Here is a 15,372-nt window from a genome sequence, read left to right as displayed (position 1 = left end):
CCTTCGTCCATTCCGTCCACTGCTTTTCACTTCTTCTTTTATTCCGGTGAAGCAAAAAACTCGGGCACAGCATTTTCAAGCCCCCCATCCGACTTAGTGCGAATGTAATCGGCAAGAAATGGGGGGTAGAGATCGTAACGGTCAAGATCATGCAAAGGAATCCAGCTCACCGTTATAATCACCTGTTTGTCATCGGGATATTCCGGATCCTTTCCGGTTATCATCCGGCCTCCCGTCACCTCACAAAAGAACCCGAGTGATACCGAGTGATGAAGGGTACCCTGCGCCGAAACTCCAGGATGGGCTCCTTTATAAACAGCAGGTTTCCCACCCTGCACTCAAGACCGGTCTCTTCCAACATCTCCCTCTGAACAGCCGCTTCAAGCGTCTCTCCCCGCTCGACCACTCCTCCGGGCAGAATCCAGTAACTGGAAGGAAGCTTCGGATCATCCGGAGCAAAGCTTTTGTGTTCAACAAGAAGTATCTGAGCATCCTTTATGCATAAAGCACTGACCCTGAGTCGTACCTGTGACATTCGGTAATTATCTTCATGGTTATAAAATCAAAAAAACGTCTGTATATTTTTTTACGCATATTTTATTTCACAGATAAACAGAAATAAATACACCTGCATCAGAATTGAAAAAATATAAACTATTGACGGGAGGATATGTGACAATAATCAACATTTGATCGTGATAGATATTTTTATTATTTTTGTAAAAATTTGTTACTAAAAAGTTCTTTTTAGTTTTATTCCGGACAGCTATATTGTTTTATATTCATTAACAATCGTCGATTTTTTTTCTGTAATAAAGCACACACACAAACCTAACGGAGAACATTATGAAAAAAATGCTATCACTTGCTGCAATGTTTGCAGTACTGTCATATGCATCACCGGCATCTGCTGAACTGAAAATCAGCGGCGATGCAGCAGTTCGAGAGAGAGGCCAGTTCGACAATTCCGCGACAAAAGACCTTAAAACCCAGTACAGAATTCGCCTTAAGGCAGCCGCCGATCTTGGCAGCGGATATTTTTTCAAAAGCATGATTCAGAATGAAGGTGTTGCCGGAGGATGGCAGACGGTTGCAGCTAACAATTCCGAAAGAAATCCGCTCGAAGTCTCAAACTTCTACTTCGGACGTATGCTTGAAGATTGCCACTATATGCTTGGCCGTCTTCCGCTCAACAGTATTAACAATCCGATTTTTGACATTACCCTTTATCCGGTACCAACTGCATTCTCTTCAGCAGGAGTCTATGCTGTCGATATCCCGGTTGCAACGTGGAATTATGACCGTGTCTTCGGCTTCAATTACGGCACCAAAGTTGGCAATGGTGATTTAAATGCTACGCTCGTTGTTTTCGACAACAACTCAACCATTGAAAACACTCCTGCTACCGGCGATGGCCTCTTCAATGATGGCTATGCGCTTCATTTGACCTACAAAACAACTCTCGGCGACGTAACCATTGAGCCACAGGCAATCGTTGCACTTACTGATGTCAGGGGCGTTACCTATCAGAAAGTTTCTCCGAACTCAGCCGGTGCAAACATCTCCATTCCTGCAGGCAAATCCAAAATCGGACTCAGCGGCTTCTACACTATCTGCCGGGACACTAAAGGTCAGAGCAATATGGTTGATACAAATGTTGACTACGATGGCTATCTCCTCAGAGCAAAAGGCGAATCCGGTCCTGTAACGGCATGGGTTGACTACAACAGAACCAAGGACAAATCACCTGCTGCTGATGTCACATACAACAACGTCTTTGTCTGGGCACAGTACAACGTCAAGCTGCATGAATCAGCCGCCGGAACCCTGAGCCTTACCCCGACCTTGCGCTACCGTGCAAGCGGAAAAGATGTTGTAGGTATTACCGGAACAGAAAAGAACAACCAGCTTCGCACAGAGCTCTATGCGACTGTAACGTTCTGATCTGGCTGTATCGGAAAAAAAGCCGCAGGAGACTGCGGCTTTTTTTCTTGTCTGAACGGCTTGTAAAATGTCAATGCGGTATCAGAACATCACAATTGTTGTATTGCATATTTTTCAGGATATTATTAGCTTGATATAATAAAAACGGGTGCGAAAAGAAATTACTTACACACCTATTTTACTTTATCCTGATTTCATTCGACAGACGAAAAGAGTTCCCTCATCTCTTTTTTGTTCTGTTGCGTTACGTATACCCTCTTTTTTTTACAGAGAGAGAGAGAGAGAGAGTCCGGTCTCTTATGATGAATACCCTGAAGTTATACGTTTCCACCCGATTTGCGGCGAATATTTTTTTCTGTTCTTGTTATATGATTTTCATTTCAACAACCAAACTATAACAGCGGAGCTATGATTACCATTAAAAAAATCATCTGCCCGATTGATTTCTCTGAGCTGTCCCGCAAGTCGTTGCAATATGCCAACGAATTTGCCAGACTTTCCGGCGGAGAGGTCTTTCTGGTTGGCGTTATCGAAAACGATCCAACGATCAACTATTCACATGGTCTGGAAACAGAACGCGCAGAGGCCGAAAAAAAGCTCGCAATGCTTATTGAAGAAGAGCAGATGGCCGGGATTGTTTCCGACTATGTCATTTATGAAGGTTTTGCTGAAGAGTGCATTATTGACTATGCAAAACGCCAGGAGGCCGATGTCATTGTCATGGGATCACATGGGCGCCGTGGCCTTAAAAGGATGATTCTCGGAAGTGTTGCCGAGCACGTGGTTCGCCGCGCACCATGCCCGGTACTCATCGTCAAGGAGAACGAGCACGAATTCATCAAGTAATAGTCACTGTTTGCCTGCGGCATACAGAAAAACAGCTTGTAACTACTTTTTTTAACTATCAAAGAAAACCTTTATGGCACAAAATGTCACAAACGTTTCCCATACCGAAGAGGTCTCCAGCACCCGGCGGGTTATCGCCGCCTCTTCGGTCGGGACGCTCATTGAGTGGTATGACTTTTATATTTTCGGTACCCTTGCTAAAATCATTTCCGAACAGTTTTTCCCCAAAGACAACCCTACAGCCGCACTGCTGGCCACACTGGCAACATTTGCCGCCGGTTTTGTCATCAGACCTTTCGGCGCACTCTTCTTCGGGCGCCTTGGCGATCTTATCGGCAGAAAGTACACCTTCCTTGTAACACTCGTCATCATGGGTGGCTCAACCTTTGCCATCGGCCTTGTTCCCGGCTATAAAACCATCGGCTTTTTCGCTCCGGCAATTGTCTTTATTCTTCGCCTTCTTCAGGGTCTTGCTCTTGGAGGTGAGTACGGCGGCGCTGCTACCTATGTAGCTGAACACTCGCCTGAAGGTAAACGGGGATTCTGGACGAGCTTTATCCAGACAACAGCAACCCTTGGTCTCTTCCTTGCACTTGGAGTCATTCTGACTGTCCGTCAGACTCTTGGTGTTGAAACCTTTACCGACTGGGGATGGCGCATACCGTTTATTCTTTCGGCTCTCCTTGTAGGCGTTTCGATCTTTATCCGCATGAGAATGTCGGAGTCACCTCTCTTTGCCAAGATGAAAAAAGAGGGTAAAACTTCTGCAAATCCTCTGGCCGAGAGCTTCAAACAGAAGGATAACCTGAAGATGGTGCTTATCGCACTGCTTGGTGCAACCGCCGGTCAGGGTGTAGTCTGGTACACCGGTCAGTTCTACGCGCTCTCCTTCCTGCAGAATGCCTGTAACGTCGAGTTTGTTCAGAGCAATATGATCATCTCTATCGCTCTGCTTATCGGAACACCGTTCTTCATCGTCTTTGGATCGCTTTCTGACAAGATCGGACGCAAGTACATTATGATGGCCGGTATGCTGATCGCTGTTATTGCCTACAGACCGATCTATACCATCATGTACAGCGATGCCAATCTCAAAACCAAAGAGGTGATCGAAGACAAAACAGTCAACAAGATGAAGTATGAAGTGAAAGGCACCGACTCGCTGATCACTTCCGTCACCACCAAACTTTATACCGACGGAACCAGCTACAAGGAGACCGTCAAGAAAAAGTTTCCGGTTGATCCTGCCGTTAAAGCTGCAATGCCGAAAGACAAGCTGAAACCTGAAACAAAGAAGGAAGTAACCCTTCCCCAGAACCTTTACTACAAGATGATCGGTCTGGTTCTTATCCAGGTTATTTTTGTGACCATGGTTTACGGCCCGATTGCTGCGTTCCTGGTTGAGATTTTCCCGACCCGTATCCGCTATACCTCGATGTCCCTGCCCTACCATATCGGCAACGGCGTCTTTGGCGGTCTGGTTCCGCTTATCTCGACCCGTCTTGTTGAAGCAACCCGTCCCGGTCCGGATCTTCCGCCTGCCGATCCGCTTGCCGGTCTCTGGTATCCGATCCTGATTGCCGGCGTCAGCTTTGTCGTCGGTTCGCTGTACATATCAAACAAGACAAACAACCTTGACGTAGAGTAATCAAGAACCTTTAAAATCAATCTATTATGTCAGCAATAAAAAGGATTTTCGGACTGCTCTGGACGGTCATGGGTGTGGGAATTATCCCGCTTGTGATCATGCAGGCGATGAAAGAGATCGCGGCGAAACCCAGTGAAGAGAACTGGATATTCTGGTCTATCGTTATTGTCGTGCTTATGCCGATTATCGCATTCAGCCTGATTACTTTCGGGATCTTTGCCCTGAAAGGTGAATATGATGTTATTGCATAGCATTCACCAGTAACTGCATGTTTTTTTTCAAGGGAAAGCCGCATCTTTCGTGCGGCTTTCCCTTTTTTTATTTATTGTTTTTTTACCCCGAGCATCGGGAATGAACATCACTTTCCAACCGCATTTGATCATGGATAATCATGATGAACATAACGGCAGATCCAAAGTTCTGAAAGAGAAGCTCTCTACCCTCCCCTCATCTCCTGGTGTCTACCAGTTCATCAATGACAAAGGGAGAGTTATCTATGTCGGCAAGGCAAAAAACCTCAGGAACCGGGTACGCTCCTATTTCAGAAATCCTCAGCAACTGTTCGGAAAAACACTGGTACTGGTTTCACATATTGAGAGTTTTGAAGTCATCATCACCTCTTCTGAGGTCGAAGCGCTTATTCTTGAGAACAATCTCATCAAGGAGCTGAAACCGCGCTACAATGTTAATCTGAAAGATGATAAAACCTATCCCTACCTGGTCATCACCAATGAACCTTTTCCAAGAATCTTTCTGACCCGTCAGGTCAGAAGGGATGGATCAACCTGGTTCGGCCCCTACACCGAGGCCGGACAACTGCGAACCATTCTTGACCTGCTCGGCTCTATCTTTCCCATCCGGAGCTGCAAGCATCGATTGAGTCCGGAAAATATTGCCGCACATAAATTCAAGGTCTGTCTGGACTACCATATCCATAAATGCAAAGGCCCATGCGAAGGGCTTCAGCATGAAGAGGAGTACCTCCTCATGATAGAAGAGATCATCCGTCTGCTGAAAGGAAGAACTTCGGCAATGATCAGAACACTCACTGAACGCATGGAGCACTTCGCGGCAGAACTGAAGTTTGAGCAGGCGGCAGAGCTGAAAGCACAGCTTGAAAGCCTGAAACGTTATGCTGAACGACAGAAAGTAGTCTCCGGTGACGCCCTCGACCGGGATGTTTTTGCTGTTGCGTCCGGAGAGGATGATGCCTGCGCGGTGGTGTTTAAAATCCGGGAAGGAAAACTGCTTGGCTCACAGCGTATCTACATGAATAATACAAGTGGAGAGAGCGTGGAGGTGTTGCAGTCGAGAGTGCTTGAAAAATACTATCTGGAGACCCTTGAGCTGATTCCTGATGAGATTCTGCTCCGCAAACCACTCACTGATGAGGAGGAGAGTGCTCTGCGGGCGCTCCTGACAGAAAAACAGAGAGAGGAGAAACAGGAAAAAAAACAGATCCGGTTCCTGGTGCCGCAGATCGGTGAGAAAGCTCATCTTATGGAGATGTGCCACCAGAATGCGCGACACCATCTTGAGGAGTTCCTGATCCAGAAACAGAAGAGAGGGGAGGCAGCAAGAGAACACTACGGCCTTATCGCTTTAAAGGAGCTGCTCCATCTCTCCGTTATGCCACAGAGGATCGAGTGTTTTGATAACTCTCACCTTCAGGGCACGGATTATGTCAGTTCTATGGTCTGTTTTGAGAAGGGAAAACCAAAAAAAAACGATTACAGAAAATTCAGATTGAAAAGTTTTCAAGGCTCGGATGACTATGCCGCTATGGAAGAGGTTATCCATCGCCGGTATGGCGGATCTCTTGCAAGAGAGCTCGCGCTGCCTGATCTGATTGTTGTTGACGGGGGAAAAGGCCAGGTCAATACCGCCTTTAATGCACTCAATGCACTCGGAATATCCTGCCCTGTAATCGGGCTGGCAAAGCGCATTGAAGAAATTTTCACTCCTCATGCCCCGGACCCCTTCAATCTGCCAAAAACCTCTCCGGCACTTAAACTGCTGCAGCAGCTTCGCGATGAAGCTCACCGGTTTGCTGTTACCTATCACAGAAAACTCAGGACTGAACGGACTCTCCAAACGGAACTCACAACAATAGAAGGAATTGGCGAAAAAACCGCATTCAAGCTGCTGAAACAGTTCGGTTCGGCTGATGCGGTGTCAAGGGCAACCATAGAGGAACTACAGGCTGCAACCGGAGCAAAAAGTGCCCAAGCCGTCTATCTCTTTTACCATCCCTGAATGCTATCGATCTTCCCCATCCCCTCTTCTCATGTATATTTTCTTAAGAAAATTCTGTTATATTTGCTTATGATGATTACGATGGACGATAGAGCAACTCTTATGATTACTTATGAACCTGCCTGATTTTTTTGACGATAACCACCGCCATAGCCAATCGGATCCGTCAGGAAAGGAAGTGCCCGGCCTTGATGGTCTTGATGCGATGTTTGACTCAGAAGAGCTGGTTGACCGGCTCAATCAGTACAATGAGGACGGCTTCGTGATTGAGGCTCTAGCGGTAGCTCGTCGTCTTGAAGAGATAACCCCCTATAATACCGAGACCTGGTTTCACCTTGGGAACTGCCTGACACTCAATGGCTCTTTTGAAGAGGCACTTGAAGCTTTTCAGAAAGCGGTTGTTCTCAGCCCTTCAGACAGCGAAATGGCTCTGAATCTTGCCCTCGCCTGGTTCAATACCGGACATCTTGATGAGGCGCTTGAAGAGCTTGAAAAAATGATTATCGACTCCTCCATTGAGAAGGAGTACCATTACTACCGCGGAATAGTCCTTCAGCGTCTTGAACGCTTTGTTGAAGCTGAAGAGGACTTTGAACGGGCTCTTGAGCTTGACGCTGAATTTTCAGACGCATGGTATGAACTTGCCTACTGCAAGGATATTCTCGGAAAACTTGATGAGAGTACCTCATGCTACCGCAAAACCCTTGATCAGGATCCGTATAATATCAATGCATGGTACAACAATGGCCTTGTACTGAGCAAAATGAAGCGTTACGACGAAGCGCTTGACTCCTACGACATGAGTCTGGCCATCTCCGAAGATTTCAGTTCCGCATGGTACAACCGGGCAAATGTTCTTGCCATTACCGGTCGTATCGAGGAGGCTGCCGAAAGCTACATAAAAACCCTTGAACAGGAGCCGGATGATATCAATGCGCTCTATAATCTCGGCATAGCTTATGAAGAGCTTGAGGATTACAGCGAAGCTGTTCATTGCTACCGCCGCTGTATTGAGATAAACAGTGAGTTTACCGATGCATGGTTCGCTCTTGCTTGCTGCCATGAAGCTCTTGAGGAGTATGAAGAGGCCATTTCGGCCATTGACCAGGCACTGACGGCCCTTCCGGAGAGCATTGAGTTTCTTCTTTTGAAGGCTGAAATCGAGTATAATCTCAATGATCTGGAAAACTCCATATCGACCTATCGGGAGATCATCATGATTGATCCCGAAAGCCCCCAGATATGGGTTGATTTTGCCATGGTACTCCGCGAAGCGGGTGATGTCAATGCCTCCATTGATGCATTGCAGCAATCACTGAAACTTCAGCCCTTTTCAGCCGAAGCCCATTTTGAAATTGCTGCCGCCTATTTTGCGATGGGCGACAAACTCAGCACGCTCAAAGCGCTGAGCAAGGCATTCAAGATCGATCCGGATAAAAAACTGCTCTTCCAGAGCACCTTTCCGGAACTTTACCAGCAGGATTCCGTCAGGCGGATGCTCGGCATTTCATGATCACATACTGACCTGAACACCTGCATGACGAAAACAAGAAAAATCCTTGGTCTTATCGGCCGTGCAGTTGATTATTCGTGGTCTCCGCTTATTCATAACACTGCCTCTGAACTGCTCGATCTTCCCTACTATTACACCATTTTCAACATTGCTGATCCTGAAATGATCGGCGATGCGCTCCGGGGCGCAAAAGCTCTTGGTATAGCCGGGTTCAACGTAACCATCCCCTACAAGAAAACGGTTGTCCCCTTTCTTGATGAGCTTTCAACGGAAGCGGCAACAATCGGTGCGGTCAATACCATCATTATTCGTGACGGCAAAATGACCGGCCATAATACCGATATTGAAGGATTCGCAACACCGCTTAAACCTTATGCAAGCCTGATAGAGGGAAAACCGGTCTCTGTTTTCGGCTGTGGTGGCGCTGCACTTGCAGCCATTGAGGCATTCAGGCTGTTTTTCTCTCCGCGTAAGATCATGGTATATGCGAGAGATCCTGAAAAGGCAACAGCGATGCTTGACGGGTATGAATACAAGGAACTGGTGACAATCTGCCATCAGCGTCTCGTAGAAGAGCAATTGCGGAGCTGTGCCGTTATGGTCAATGCCACGCCGATCGGCACAAAGGGTGGCAATAATGACCAAACAGAGAGTATTGTTCCCCTCGACCGGGAGTTGATTCACAAGGGTCAGATTGTCTATGACATGGTTTACAACCCTCTTGATACCCCTCTGCTCCTGGAGGCAAAACGCAAGGGTGCCACAACCATATCAGGCATTGAGATGCTGATCGGTCAGGCCGCACTCTCCTTTGCGCTCTGGACCGGCAAGGCGATGCCTGTAGAAGCCGTAAAAAAAGTGATCATGCAGGAGATCAAACAGAAAGAGAACGACTGAACTGACCACCTGACTAACTAACACGCTTATTCCTCCTGAAAATGAAACTGTTTCTCTCCCTTATTCTCCTTGTCATCACTGCTGATCAACTGACAAAAAAACTTGCAGTCTCGCTGCTTCGGGACAGTGGTCAAACCTTCACCATCATCCCGAACCTCTTCTCCCTGACCTATGCTGAAAACAGAGGGGTTGCCTTCGGTGTTGAGTTTGCTCCACCTGCGATACTCCTGCTTCTGACCGGTCTGATAACCGCTACTGTCGTTTTCTATGTTATTCGCTCCAAAAACAGGAGTCCGCTCTTTCTTCTCTCTTTCGGCCTCATTGTCGGAGGAGGAATCGGCAATATGATTGATCGTGTAAGCATCGGTCATGTCGTTGATTTCATCTATTTCGACCTCTATCACGGCAATATTTTCGGAACCTGGGTATCCCTTTGGCCCATATTCAATGTTGCGGACTCCGCCATCACGACAGGTGCCTGCCTGCTGATCCTGTTTTATAACCGCGTCTTTCCTGACGCAACAGCAAGAGAGCAGAACAATGCTGGTTGATACTCATGCTCATCTCTCTTTTCCTGATTTCGATAATGACCGGAAAGAGATCATTGAACGACTTTGCCGTGAAGGTGTTCGACTGCTGATTGATCCCGGTATTGATGTTCCGACAAGCCGGAAATCAATTGAACTGGCCTCCGGATATGATTTTATCTATGCCAACGTCGGACTCCACCCGCATGAAGCCTCGAGTCCTGTAGATGGAGAGATCTTTGCGGAACTTGCATCACTTGCCCGCTCACCGAAAGTTGCAGGCATCGGCGAGATCGGACTGGACTATCACTACCCTGATCATAACAAAGCCGCCCAGCAGGATGCGTTCCGCCAGATGCTCGGAGTTGCCCGTACACTTGACCTTCCTGTCGTTATCCACTGCCGGGATGCCTGGGAGGATATGCTGCGCATCCTTTCCGAAGAGAAACACTCATCACTTCGCGGCATGATGCACTGTTTTTCTGGTGACACAACTATTGCCAGAGAGTGCATCAGAATGGGATTCAAGCTCTCCATTCCCGGAACAGTAACCTGGAAGCGGTCGCTGCTTCCTGACGTTATCAGGGAGGTTTCACTTGATGATCTTCTCACTGAAACCGATGCTCCCTACCTCGCCCCTGCACCCTTCAGAGGCAAACGAAACGAGCCTTCCTATGTCCGTTTCGTCACCGGCGCCATAGCCGAAATCCGGGGGATCACACTGCATGAGACCGCGAAACGGATAGCTGAGAATAGTATCGAATTGTTTAGATTACCGGCACTTTGAGAGGTATGGAGACAATCGCCAGGTCAATAAACCCTGGCCTCATTACATTGTTTTGAAATTCATGCAAACTTGCTTAGGTTTGTGGCCGGAATTGCGGGTTCGAAATACCCCGAACACAACCGAAGCAGCAACCAGAAAAACCAGTTATGAACGACATAAAAACAACTTCACAGGCTCCTCAAACGGTTAAACCGGCGGCAGAAGAGAATCTTCTCTACATTGCCATCAAATATAAAAACGCCCTCATCGGCGTTGTTCTCCTCCTGCTCTGTCTCGGTGCTGGCACCTATTTCTGGATGCAGCAGCGACAGGCAAACGAACAGCAGGCATCACTCCAGTTGTCGAGAGTAGCGCCGTTTCTTGACAGCGGCAAATTCAGCGCAGCCATCAATGGAGACGGAAATATTCCGGGACTGAAAAAAATCGCAGCCGAATACCCTGGAACACCGAGTGGCAATATGGCCGCCCTGCTGCTGGCCAATGCCTGGTACTTATCCGGCGACTATACCAACGCCCTGAATACCTTCAAAACAGTTTCTATTGCCAACAAAGACCTTGCAGCGGCCGCACTTGCCGGTGCCGGTGCCTGCTATATCAACAGAAATCAGTTTATTCAGGCGGCAGAGAGCTACCAGGAGGCATCAAAAAAGGCTGAAAATGAAGTGCTCAAGGCACAATATCTTGTCAAGTCGGCAGAAAGTCTCCAGCAGACAAACCAGATTAAAAAAGCAGCAGAACTCTATACAAAAATCATTGACGATTATCCCGGTTCAACAGCAGCAGCTGTTGCACAACGATCACTCTGGCAGGTTTCAGGAAAACTTTAATCAACCCGTCTCTTAACTACCCGTTCCTATGCCCGAAAAATTCACGATCAGGACAAGCCTTGGCGATATCACCATCGCCCTCTATGACGACACCCCCCTTCACCGTGACAACTTTTCCAGACTTGTCAGCGAAAACTACTACGATGGCATCCGCTTTCACCGCGTAATCGAAGGGTTCATGATCCAGACCGGAGATCCTCTCTCGCGCCATGAGGAGAAGCGTGCACTGCATGGTACCGGAGGTCCGTCACAGCAGATACCTGCCGAAATCCGCCATCCAAACAAAAAAGGAACACTTGCTGCGGCTCGCAACAACAATCCCCAGAAAGCCTCTTCCGGCAGCCAGTTCTATATCAACCATAAGGATAACGGTTTTCTCGACGGAGAGTACACCGTATTCGGCATTGTAGAAGCAGGTATTGATGTAGTGGATAAAATTGCCGTTGTCAAAACCGACCCCAATGACAACCCGCTTGTTCCGGTCATCATTGAGACCATTGTTCCGGCTGTACAGTCATAATCGGAACCACTCATGCAAAGCATTGCAGCAAATCTTGAGTCCATACGTGAACAGATAAAGGCTGCCTGCATCAAAGCAGGCAGGCAGCCTGATTCGGTTCGTCTGATCGCTGTCTCCAAAACCAAACCGGCAGCGCAGGTAAAAGAGGCTCTTGATGCCGGTCAGCTTGAGTTCGGAGAGAGCTATGTCCAGGAGTTTCTGGAAAAATCCAGGGATCCCATTCTTGAAAAAAGTCCGATTGTCTGGCACTTTATCGGCCATCTGCAATCGAACAAGGTACGCTCAATCATCGATAAAGTGACGCTCGTTCACGGTATCGATAAACGCTCAACGGCTGAAGAGCTTTCAAAACGGGCACAGCAACACAACCTGCAGATCGACTACCTCCTTGAAGTCAACACCTCCGGTGAATCATCAAAGTACGGCATGCCGCCTGATGAGCTGCTTTCAACGGCAGAGTCCCTCTTTAAACTCCCGAACATCACGCTCCGGGGCCTGATGACCATCGCTTCTCCCGAAATCGAATCAGCCCGGAGGGAGTTCCGCACTCTTCGCCTGCTGCTTGAATCGTTAAAAAAAATCGCCCCTCATCCACAAAAGCTGACTGAACTCTCCATGGGCATGAGCGGAGATTTTGAAGCGGCAATTCATGAAGGTGCCACCATGATTCGTGTAGGCTCCTCCATCTTCGGCTGGCGCTGAAACAGGAATACACAGCAGAAGCACTCCCGCATTTTTATCTGACATCTGAAGAGATTATATTACGGGTCAAATTTTACAGGCAGTTACCGCCTGCCGGGAGGGGCTTCAAATATTCAAATAATCAATAAACCTGACCTACCATGATCTCACAGAAGGTAAAAATCGAGGAAGCAGTTGCCTTTATCAGAAAAAAAACCCAGGATAACTACCCTGTCGGTATTGTTCTTGGAACAGGACTCGGCGCACTGGCAAAGGAGATCAAGGTAGAGTTTTCGCTCGACTATGGAACCATCCCGAATTTCCCTATCTCAACGGTTGAAACCCACCATGGAAAACTGATTTTTGGAACCCTTGCCGGGAAAAAAGTAGTAGCCATGCAGGGCCGCTTCCATTTTTATGAAGGCTACACCATGCAGCAGATTGCCTTCCCGATCAGAGTCATGAAACACCTCGGTGTTAAAACCCTCGGCATCACCAATGCCTGCGGCGGACTCAACCCCTCCTACAAGAAGGGCGATATCATGCTGATCGACGACCATATCAACCTCCTTGGCGGCAATCCCCTCATCGGTCCCAACGATCCGGAACTCGGCTCACGCTTCCCTGACATGTGTGCCCCCTACTCCATGCGACTGCTTGATCTGGCTGAAAAGGTGGCTCTTGACCTTAAGCTCAAGGTTCAGCGCGGAGTCTATATTGCACTTTCAGGACCCTGCCTGGAAACGCGTGCCGAGTACCGCATGCTGAGAAATCTCGGTGCAGATGTAGTCGGCATGTCAACAGTGCCTGAAGTTATCGCTGCCGTACACCAGGGCACAGAGGTTTTCGGCATGTCCATCATTACCGACGAGTGTTTCCCGGATAACCTGAAATCGGTCAGCATTGAAGAGATCATCGAGGTTTCAAACCAGGCTGAGCCGAAAATGACCGCGATATTCAAGTCCGTTGTTGAAAATCTTTAACCCTTTTTTACAGCATGATAGACGCCATCTCGTTCAGTAACGACACGCTTCATTACCTTGACCAGCGGTTCCTGCCGCTCAGGGAGGAGTATGTCTCAACAAAGAGCCATCAGGAGGCTATTGAAGCCATTAAGACCCTTGCGGTTCGGGGCGCACCCCTTATCGGTGTTGCAGCAGCCTATACGATCATTCTCGGCATCAACAGCTTCAGGGGAAGCAAGGAGGAGTTCCCTCCCTTCTTCAAAACACTTATTGCGGACGTCGAAGCATCAAGGCCGACTGCGGTCAACCTCTTTTTCGCCTCTGCCCGTCTGAAACAGGTCTATGACGACAATTTCGAGAGCGATCCGATTGAAGTTCTCTTTGCAAAAATGAATGAAGCCGCAAAGAAAATCCATCTTGACGAGATTGCCAACTGCGATCTCATGTCGCGCTACGGTGTTGACCAGATCAAGATTGACCTTGCCGATATCCTGAAAAAAAGAAAACTCAACGTGCTGACCCACTGCAACACCGGCACACTTGCCTGCTGCGGCACCGGCTCTGCGCTTGGCGTTATCAGACTTGCCTGGCAGGAGGGGCTGATCGAGCGTGTCATCACCTCCGAAAGCCGTCCGCTTCTCCAGGGACTTCGTTTGACTGCATGGGAGCTTCAGCACGACGGCATACCGTTTGTCTCTATTTCCGACTCCTCCTCGGCATTCCTGATGCAGAGAGGCATGATTGATTTCGGCATTGTCGGTGCCGACCGGATTGCCGCCAACGGCGACACCGCCAACAAGATCGGAACCTGCGCCCATGCAATCAGCGCCTACCATCACAACCTGCCGTTCTACATTGCCGCTCCGGTATCAACCATAGACATTACCATTCCTGACGGGACACACATCCCGATCGAGGAGCGGAATGCCGATGAGCTGAGAACCATATTCGGCACACAGGTGGCAACTCCGACCACACCGGTGCTCAACTATGCTTTTGATGTAACTCCGGGCAAGTTCCTCCGGGGCATCATCACCGATAAAAAGGCAGTTGTCGGCAACTATGTTGATGAGCTTAAAACGCTTTTTGGACAATAACACAGCGGTACATCACCAATCCCATCAGTTAAAAATCCGGATCAGGTTAATCCGGATTTTTAATTTTCCGCATGACTAAATCACTATTTCTCATTACATTCATTCTATAAAGTGAACTTTCGCAGATTGTTCATCCCGTTCCCTCTCTCTACTTTTCACAAAGAGCACCTCTTTTGAGTGCTGCACGTTTTGACTTCGTCCCGGCTTTGCGGAACAATGAACTGAGGCGCAAAAAGAACCGGAGTAAGGCATGAATGAAGCAGTAGTGTACAATTACAAAACTGTGCGCGGTTTTGCATGGTCAGCGGTATTCTGGCTGGTCATCGGTCTGCTGGTCGGACTGTGGATTGCCTTTGAGCTTTTCAATCCTGCGCTGAATATCACTCCCTGGCTCAGTTTCGGACGTCTGCGTGTTGTTCATACCAACGGACTCGGACTCGGCTTTGCTCTTGCAGGTATTTTTTCGGCATCCTACTACATGCTGCAGCGGCTGACCAGATCACCACTTGCCTTTCCCCGTCTGGCCCAGGCACATCTCTTTCTCTTCAATGCGATTATAGCTCTTGCCGCCGTGAGCCTCTTTGCGGGAATGAATACCACAAAGGAGTATGCCGAGCTTGAGTGGCCGATTGATATCGGTGTGGTGATTTTCTGGGTCATGTTTGCCGTCAACGTCTTCGGCACTCTGATCAAGCGCCGCGAAAAGCAGATGTACATCTCGCTCTGGTACATTATCGCCATGACGGTAGCCATCGCCATCCTTTACATTGTCAACAACCTCGAAATCCCCGTCACACTCTTCAAATCCTACACTGTCTATTCCGGAGCAAACGATGCCAATGTGGAGTGGTGGTACGGCCATAA

At 48.3% G+C, this 15,372-nt stretch carries 15 protein-coding genes and 1 pseudogene; 15 read left to right on the top strand and 1 reads right to left on the bottom strand.

All coding sequences use genetic code 11. The features are described from left to right. Positions 1-38: 38 nt before the first annotated feature. A pseudogene (locus BOO20_RS03145) lies at positions 39-535 on the bottom strand (NUDIX domain-containing protein). 311 nt (positions 536-846) lie between these two features. Here BOO20_RS03145 and BOO20_RS03140 point away from each other — a divergent pair. The 15 genes from BOO20_RS03140 to BOO20_RS03070 all read left to right on the top strand — a co-directional run. Beyond that, entirely contained in the window at positions 847-1,944 is a 1,098-nt protein-coding gene (locus tag BOO20_RS03140) for a hypothetical protein (RefSeq protein ID WP_076790507.1), read from the top strand. A gap of 408 nt (positions 1,945-2,352) precedes the next feature. Continuing rightward, complete coding sequence (locus BOO20_RS03135) at positions 2,353-2,790, top strand: universal stress protein (RefSeq protein WP_076790506.1); 438 nt, start codon at positions 2,353-2,355, stop codon at positions 2,788-2,790. 73 nt (positions 2,791-2,863) lie between these two features. After that, positions 2,864-4,438, top strand: a complete 1,575-nt coding sequence (locus BOO20_RS03130) for an MFS transporter (RefSeq protein ID WP_076790504.1) — start codon at positions 2,864-2,866, stop codon at positions 4,436-4,438. A 26-nt stretch (positions 4,439-4,464) separates the two neighbouring features. Further along, the gene (locus BOO20_RS03125) at positions 4,465-4,689 is read left to right on the top strand and encodes a DUF6814 family protein (protein WP_006365209.1); all 225 of its coding nucleotides are present in this window, start codon (positions 4,465-4,467) and stop codon (positions 4,687-4,689) included. Between the two features lie 130 nt (positions 4,690-4,819). Further along, the gene (gene uvrC / locus BOO20_RS03120) at positions 4,820-6,694 is read left to right on the top strand and encodes an excinuclease ABC subunit UvrC (RefSeq protein WP_076790501.1); all 1,875 of its coding nucleotides are present in this window, start codon (positions 4,820-4,822) and stop codon (positions 6,692-6,694) included. 112 nt (positions 6,695-6,806) lie between these two features. Further along, a complete protein-coding gene (locus tag BOO20_RS03115) occupies positions 6,807-8,207 on the top strand; it encodes a tetratricopeptide repeat protein (protein WP_076790499.1) in 1,401 nt (466 codons plus the stop codon). Positions 8,208-8,231: 24 nt separating this feature from the next. Continuing rightward, the gene (locus BOO20_RS03110; RefSeq protein ID WP_076790497.1) at positions 8,232-9,104 is read left to right on the top strand and encodes a shikimate dehydrogenase; all 873 of its coding nucleotides are present in this window, start codon (positions 8,232-8,234) and stop codon (positions 9,102-9,104) included. 41 nt (positions 9,105-9,145) lie between these two features. Further along, complete coding sequence (gene lspA, locus BOO20_RS03105; RefSeq protein ID WP_076790496.1) at positions 9,146-9,655, top strand: signal peptidase II; 510 nt, start codon at positions 9,146-9,148, stop codon at positions 9,653-9,655. Then, a complete protein-coding gene (locus BOO20_RS03100) occupies positions 9,645-10,418 on the top strand; it encodes a TatD family hydrolase (protein WP_076790494.1) in 774 nt (257 codons plus the stop codon). Before lspA ends, BOO20_RS03100 begins: the two co-directional genes overlap by 11 nt. A gap of 146 nt (positions 10,419-10,564) precedes the next feature. Continuing rightward, positions 10,565-11,245 carry a tetratricopeptide repeat protein gene (locus BOO20_RS03095; RefSeq protein ID WP_076790492.1) on the top strand — a complete coding sequence of 227 codons (681 nt, stop codon included), beginning with the start codon at positions 10,565-10,567 and terminating at the stop codon, positions 11,243-11,245. A gap of 28 nt (positions 11,246-11,273) precedes the next feature. Then, positions 11,274-11,765 (top strand): peptidylprolyl isomerase, encoded by a 492-nt coding sequence (locus BOO20_RS03090; RefSeq protein ID WP_076790490.1) that lies wholly within the window; start codon positions 11,274-11,276, stop codon positions 11,763-11,765. A gap of 12 nt (positions 11,766-11,777) precedes the next feature. Further along, a complete protein-coding gene (locus BOO20_RS03085; protein ID WP_076790488.1) occupies positions 11,778-12,467 on the top strand; it encodes a YggS family pyridoxal phosphate-dependent enzyme in 690 nt (229 codons plus the stop codon). A gap of 140 nt (positions 12,468-12,607) precedes the next feature. After that, positions 12,608-13,429, top strand: a complete 822-nt coding sequence (locus tag BOO20_RS03080; protein WP_006365218.1) for a purine-nucleoside phosphorylase — start codon at positions 12,608-12,610, stop codon at positions 13,427-13,429. Between the two features lie 14 nt (positions 13,430-13,443). Further along, a complete protein-coding gene (gene mtnA / locus BOO20_RS03075) occupies positions 13,444-14,508 on the top strand; it encodes an S-methyl-5-thioribose-1-phosphate isomerase (RefSeq protein WP_076790486.1) in 1,065 nt (354 codons plus the stop codon). Between the two features lie 250 nt (positions 14,509-14,758). After that, a partial coding sequence (locus BOO20_RS03070; protein WP_198935408.1) for a cbb3-type cytochrome c oxidase subunit I occupies positions 14,759-15,372 on the top strand: 614 nt, incomplete at its 3' end.

This window comes from Chlorobium sp. KB01 (assembly GCF_001975465.1).
GTDB lineage: Bacteria > Bacteroidota > Chlorobiia > Chlorobiales > Chlorobiaceae > Chlorobium.
The sequence above is the reverse complement of the archived record's forward strand: the minus strand, read 5'-3'. Positions and strand labels throughout refer to the sequence as shown.

Excerpts from the sequence above, each read along its gene's own strand:
- BOO20_RS03085 (WP_076790488.1), top strand. The coding sequence starts at position 11,778 with ATGCAAAGCATTGCAGCAAATCTTGAGTCCATACGTGAACAGATAAAG.
- uvrC (WP_076790501.1), top strand. The coding sequence starts at position 4,820 with ATGGATAATCATGATGAACATAACGGCAGATCCAAAGTTCTGAAAGAG.
- BOO20_RS03080 (WP_006365218.1), top strand. The coding sequence starts at position 12,608 with ATGATCTCACAGAAGGTAAAAATCGAGGAAGCAGTTGCCTTTATCAGA.
- lspA (WP_076790496.1), top strand. The coding sequence starts at position 9,146 with ATGAAACTGTTTCTCTCCCTTATTCTCCTTGTCATCACTGCTGATCAA.
- BOO20_RS03090 (WP_076790490.1), top strand. The coding sequence starts at position 11,274 with ATGCCCGAAAAATTCACGATCAGGACAAGCCTTGGCGATATCACCATC.
- BOO20_RS03140 (WP_076790507.1), top strand. The coding sequence starts at position 847 with ATGAAAAAAATGCTATCACTTGCTGCAATGTTTGCAGTACTGTCATAT.
- BOO20_RS03110 (WP_076790497.1), top strand. The coding sequence starts at position 8,232 with ATGACGAAAACAAGAAAAATCCTTGGTCTTATCGGCCGTGCAGTTGAT.
- BOO20_RS03135 (WP_076790506.1), top strand. The coding sequence starts at position 2,353 with ATGATTACCATTAAAAAAATCATCTGCCCGATTGATTTCTCTGAGCTG.
- BOO20_RS03100 (WP_076790494.1), top strand. The coding sequence starts at position 9,645 with ATGCTGGTTGATACTCATGCTCATCTCTCTTTTCCTGATTTCGATAAT.
- mtnA (WP_076790486.1), top strand. The coding sequence starts at position 13,444 with ATGATAGACGCCATCTCGTTCAGTAACGACACGCTTCATTACCTTGAC.
- BOO20_RS03095 (WP_076790492.1), top strand. The coding sequence starts at position 10,565 with ATGAACGACATAAAAACAACTTCACAGGCTCCTCAAACGGTTAAACCG.
- BOO20_RS03130 (WP_076790504.1), top strand. The coding sequence starts at position 2,864 with ATGGCACAAAATGTCACAAACGTTTCCCATACCGAAGAGGTCTCCAGC.
- BOO20_RS03115 (WP_076790499.1), top strand. The coding sequence starts at position 6,807 with ATGAACCTGCCTGATTTTTTTGACGATAACCACCGCCATAGCCAATCG.
- BOO20_RS03125 (WP_006365209.1), top strand. The coding sequence starts at position 4,465 with ATGTCAGCAATAAAAAGGATTTTCGGACTGCTCTGGACGGTCATGGGT.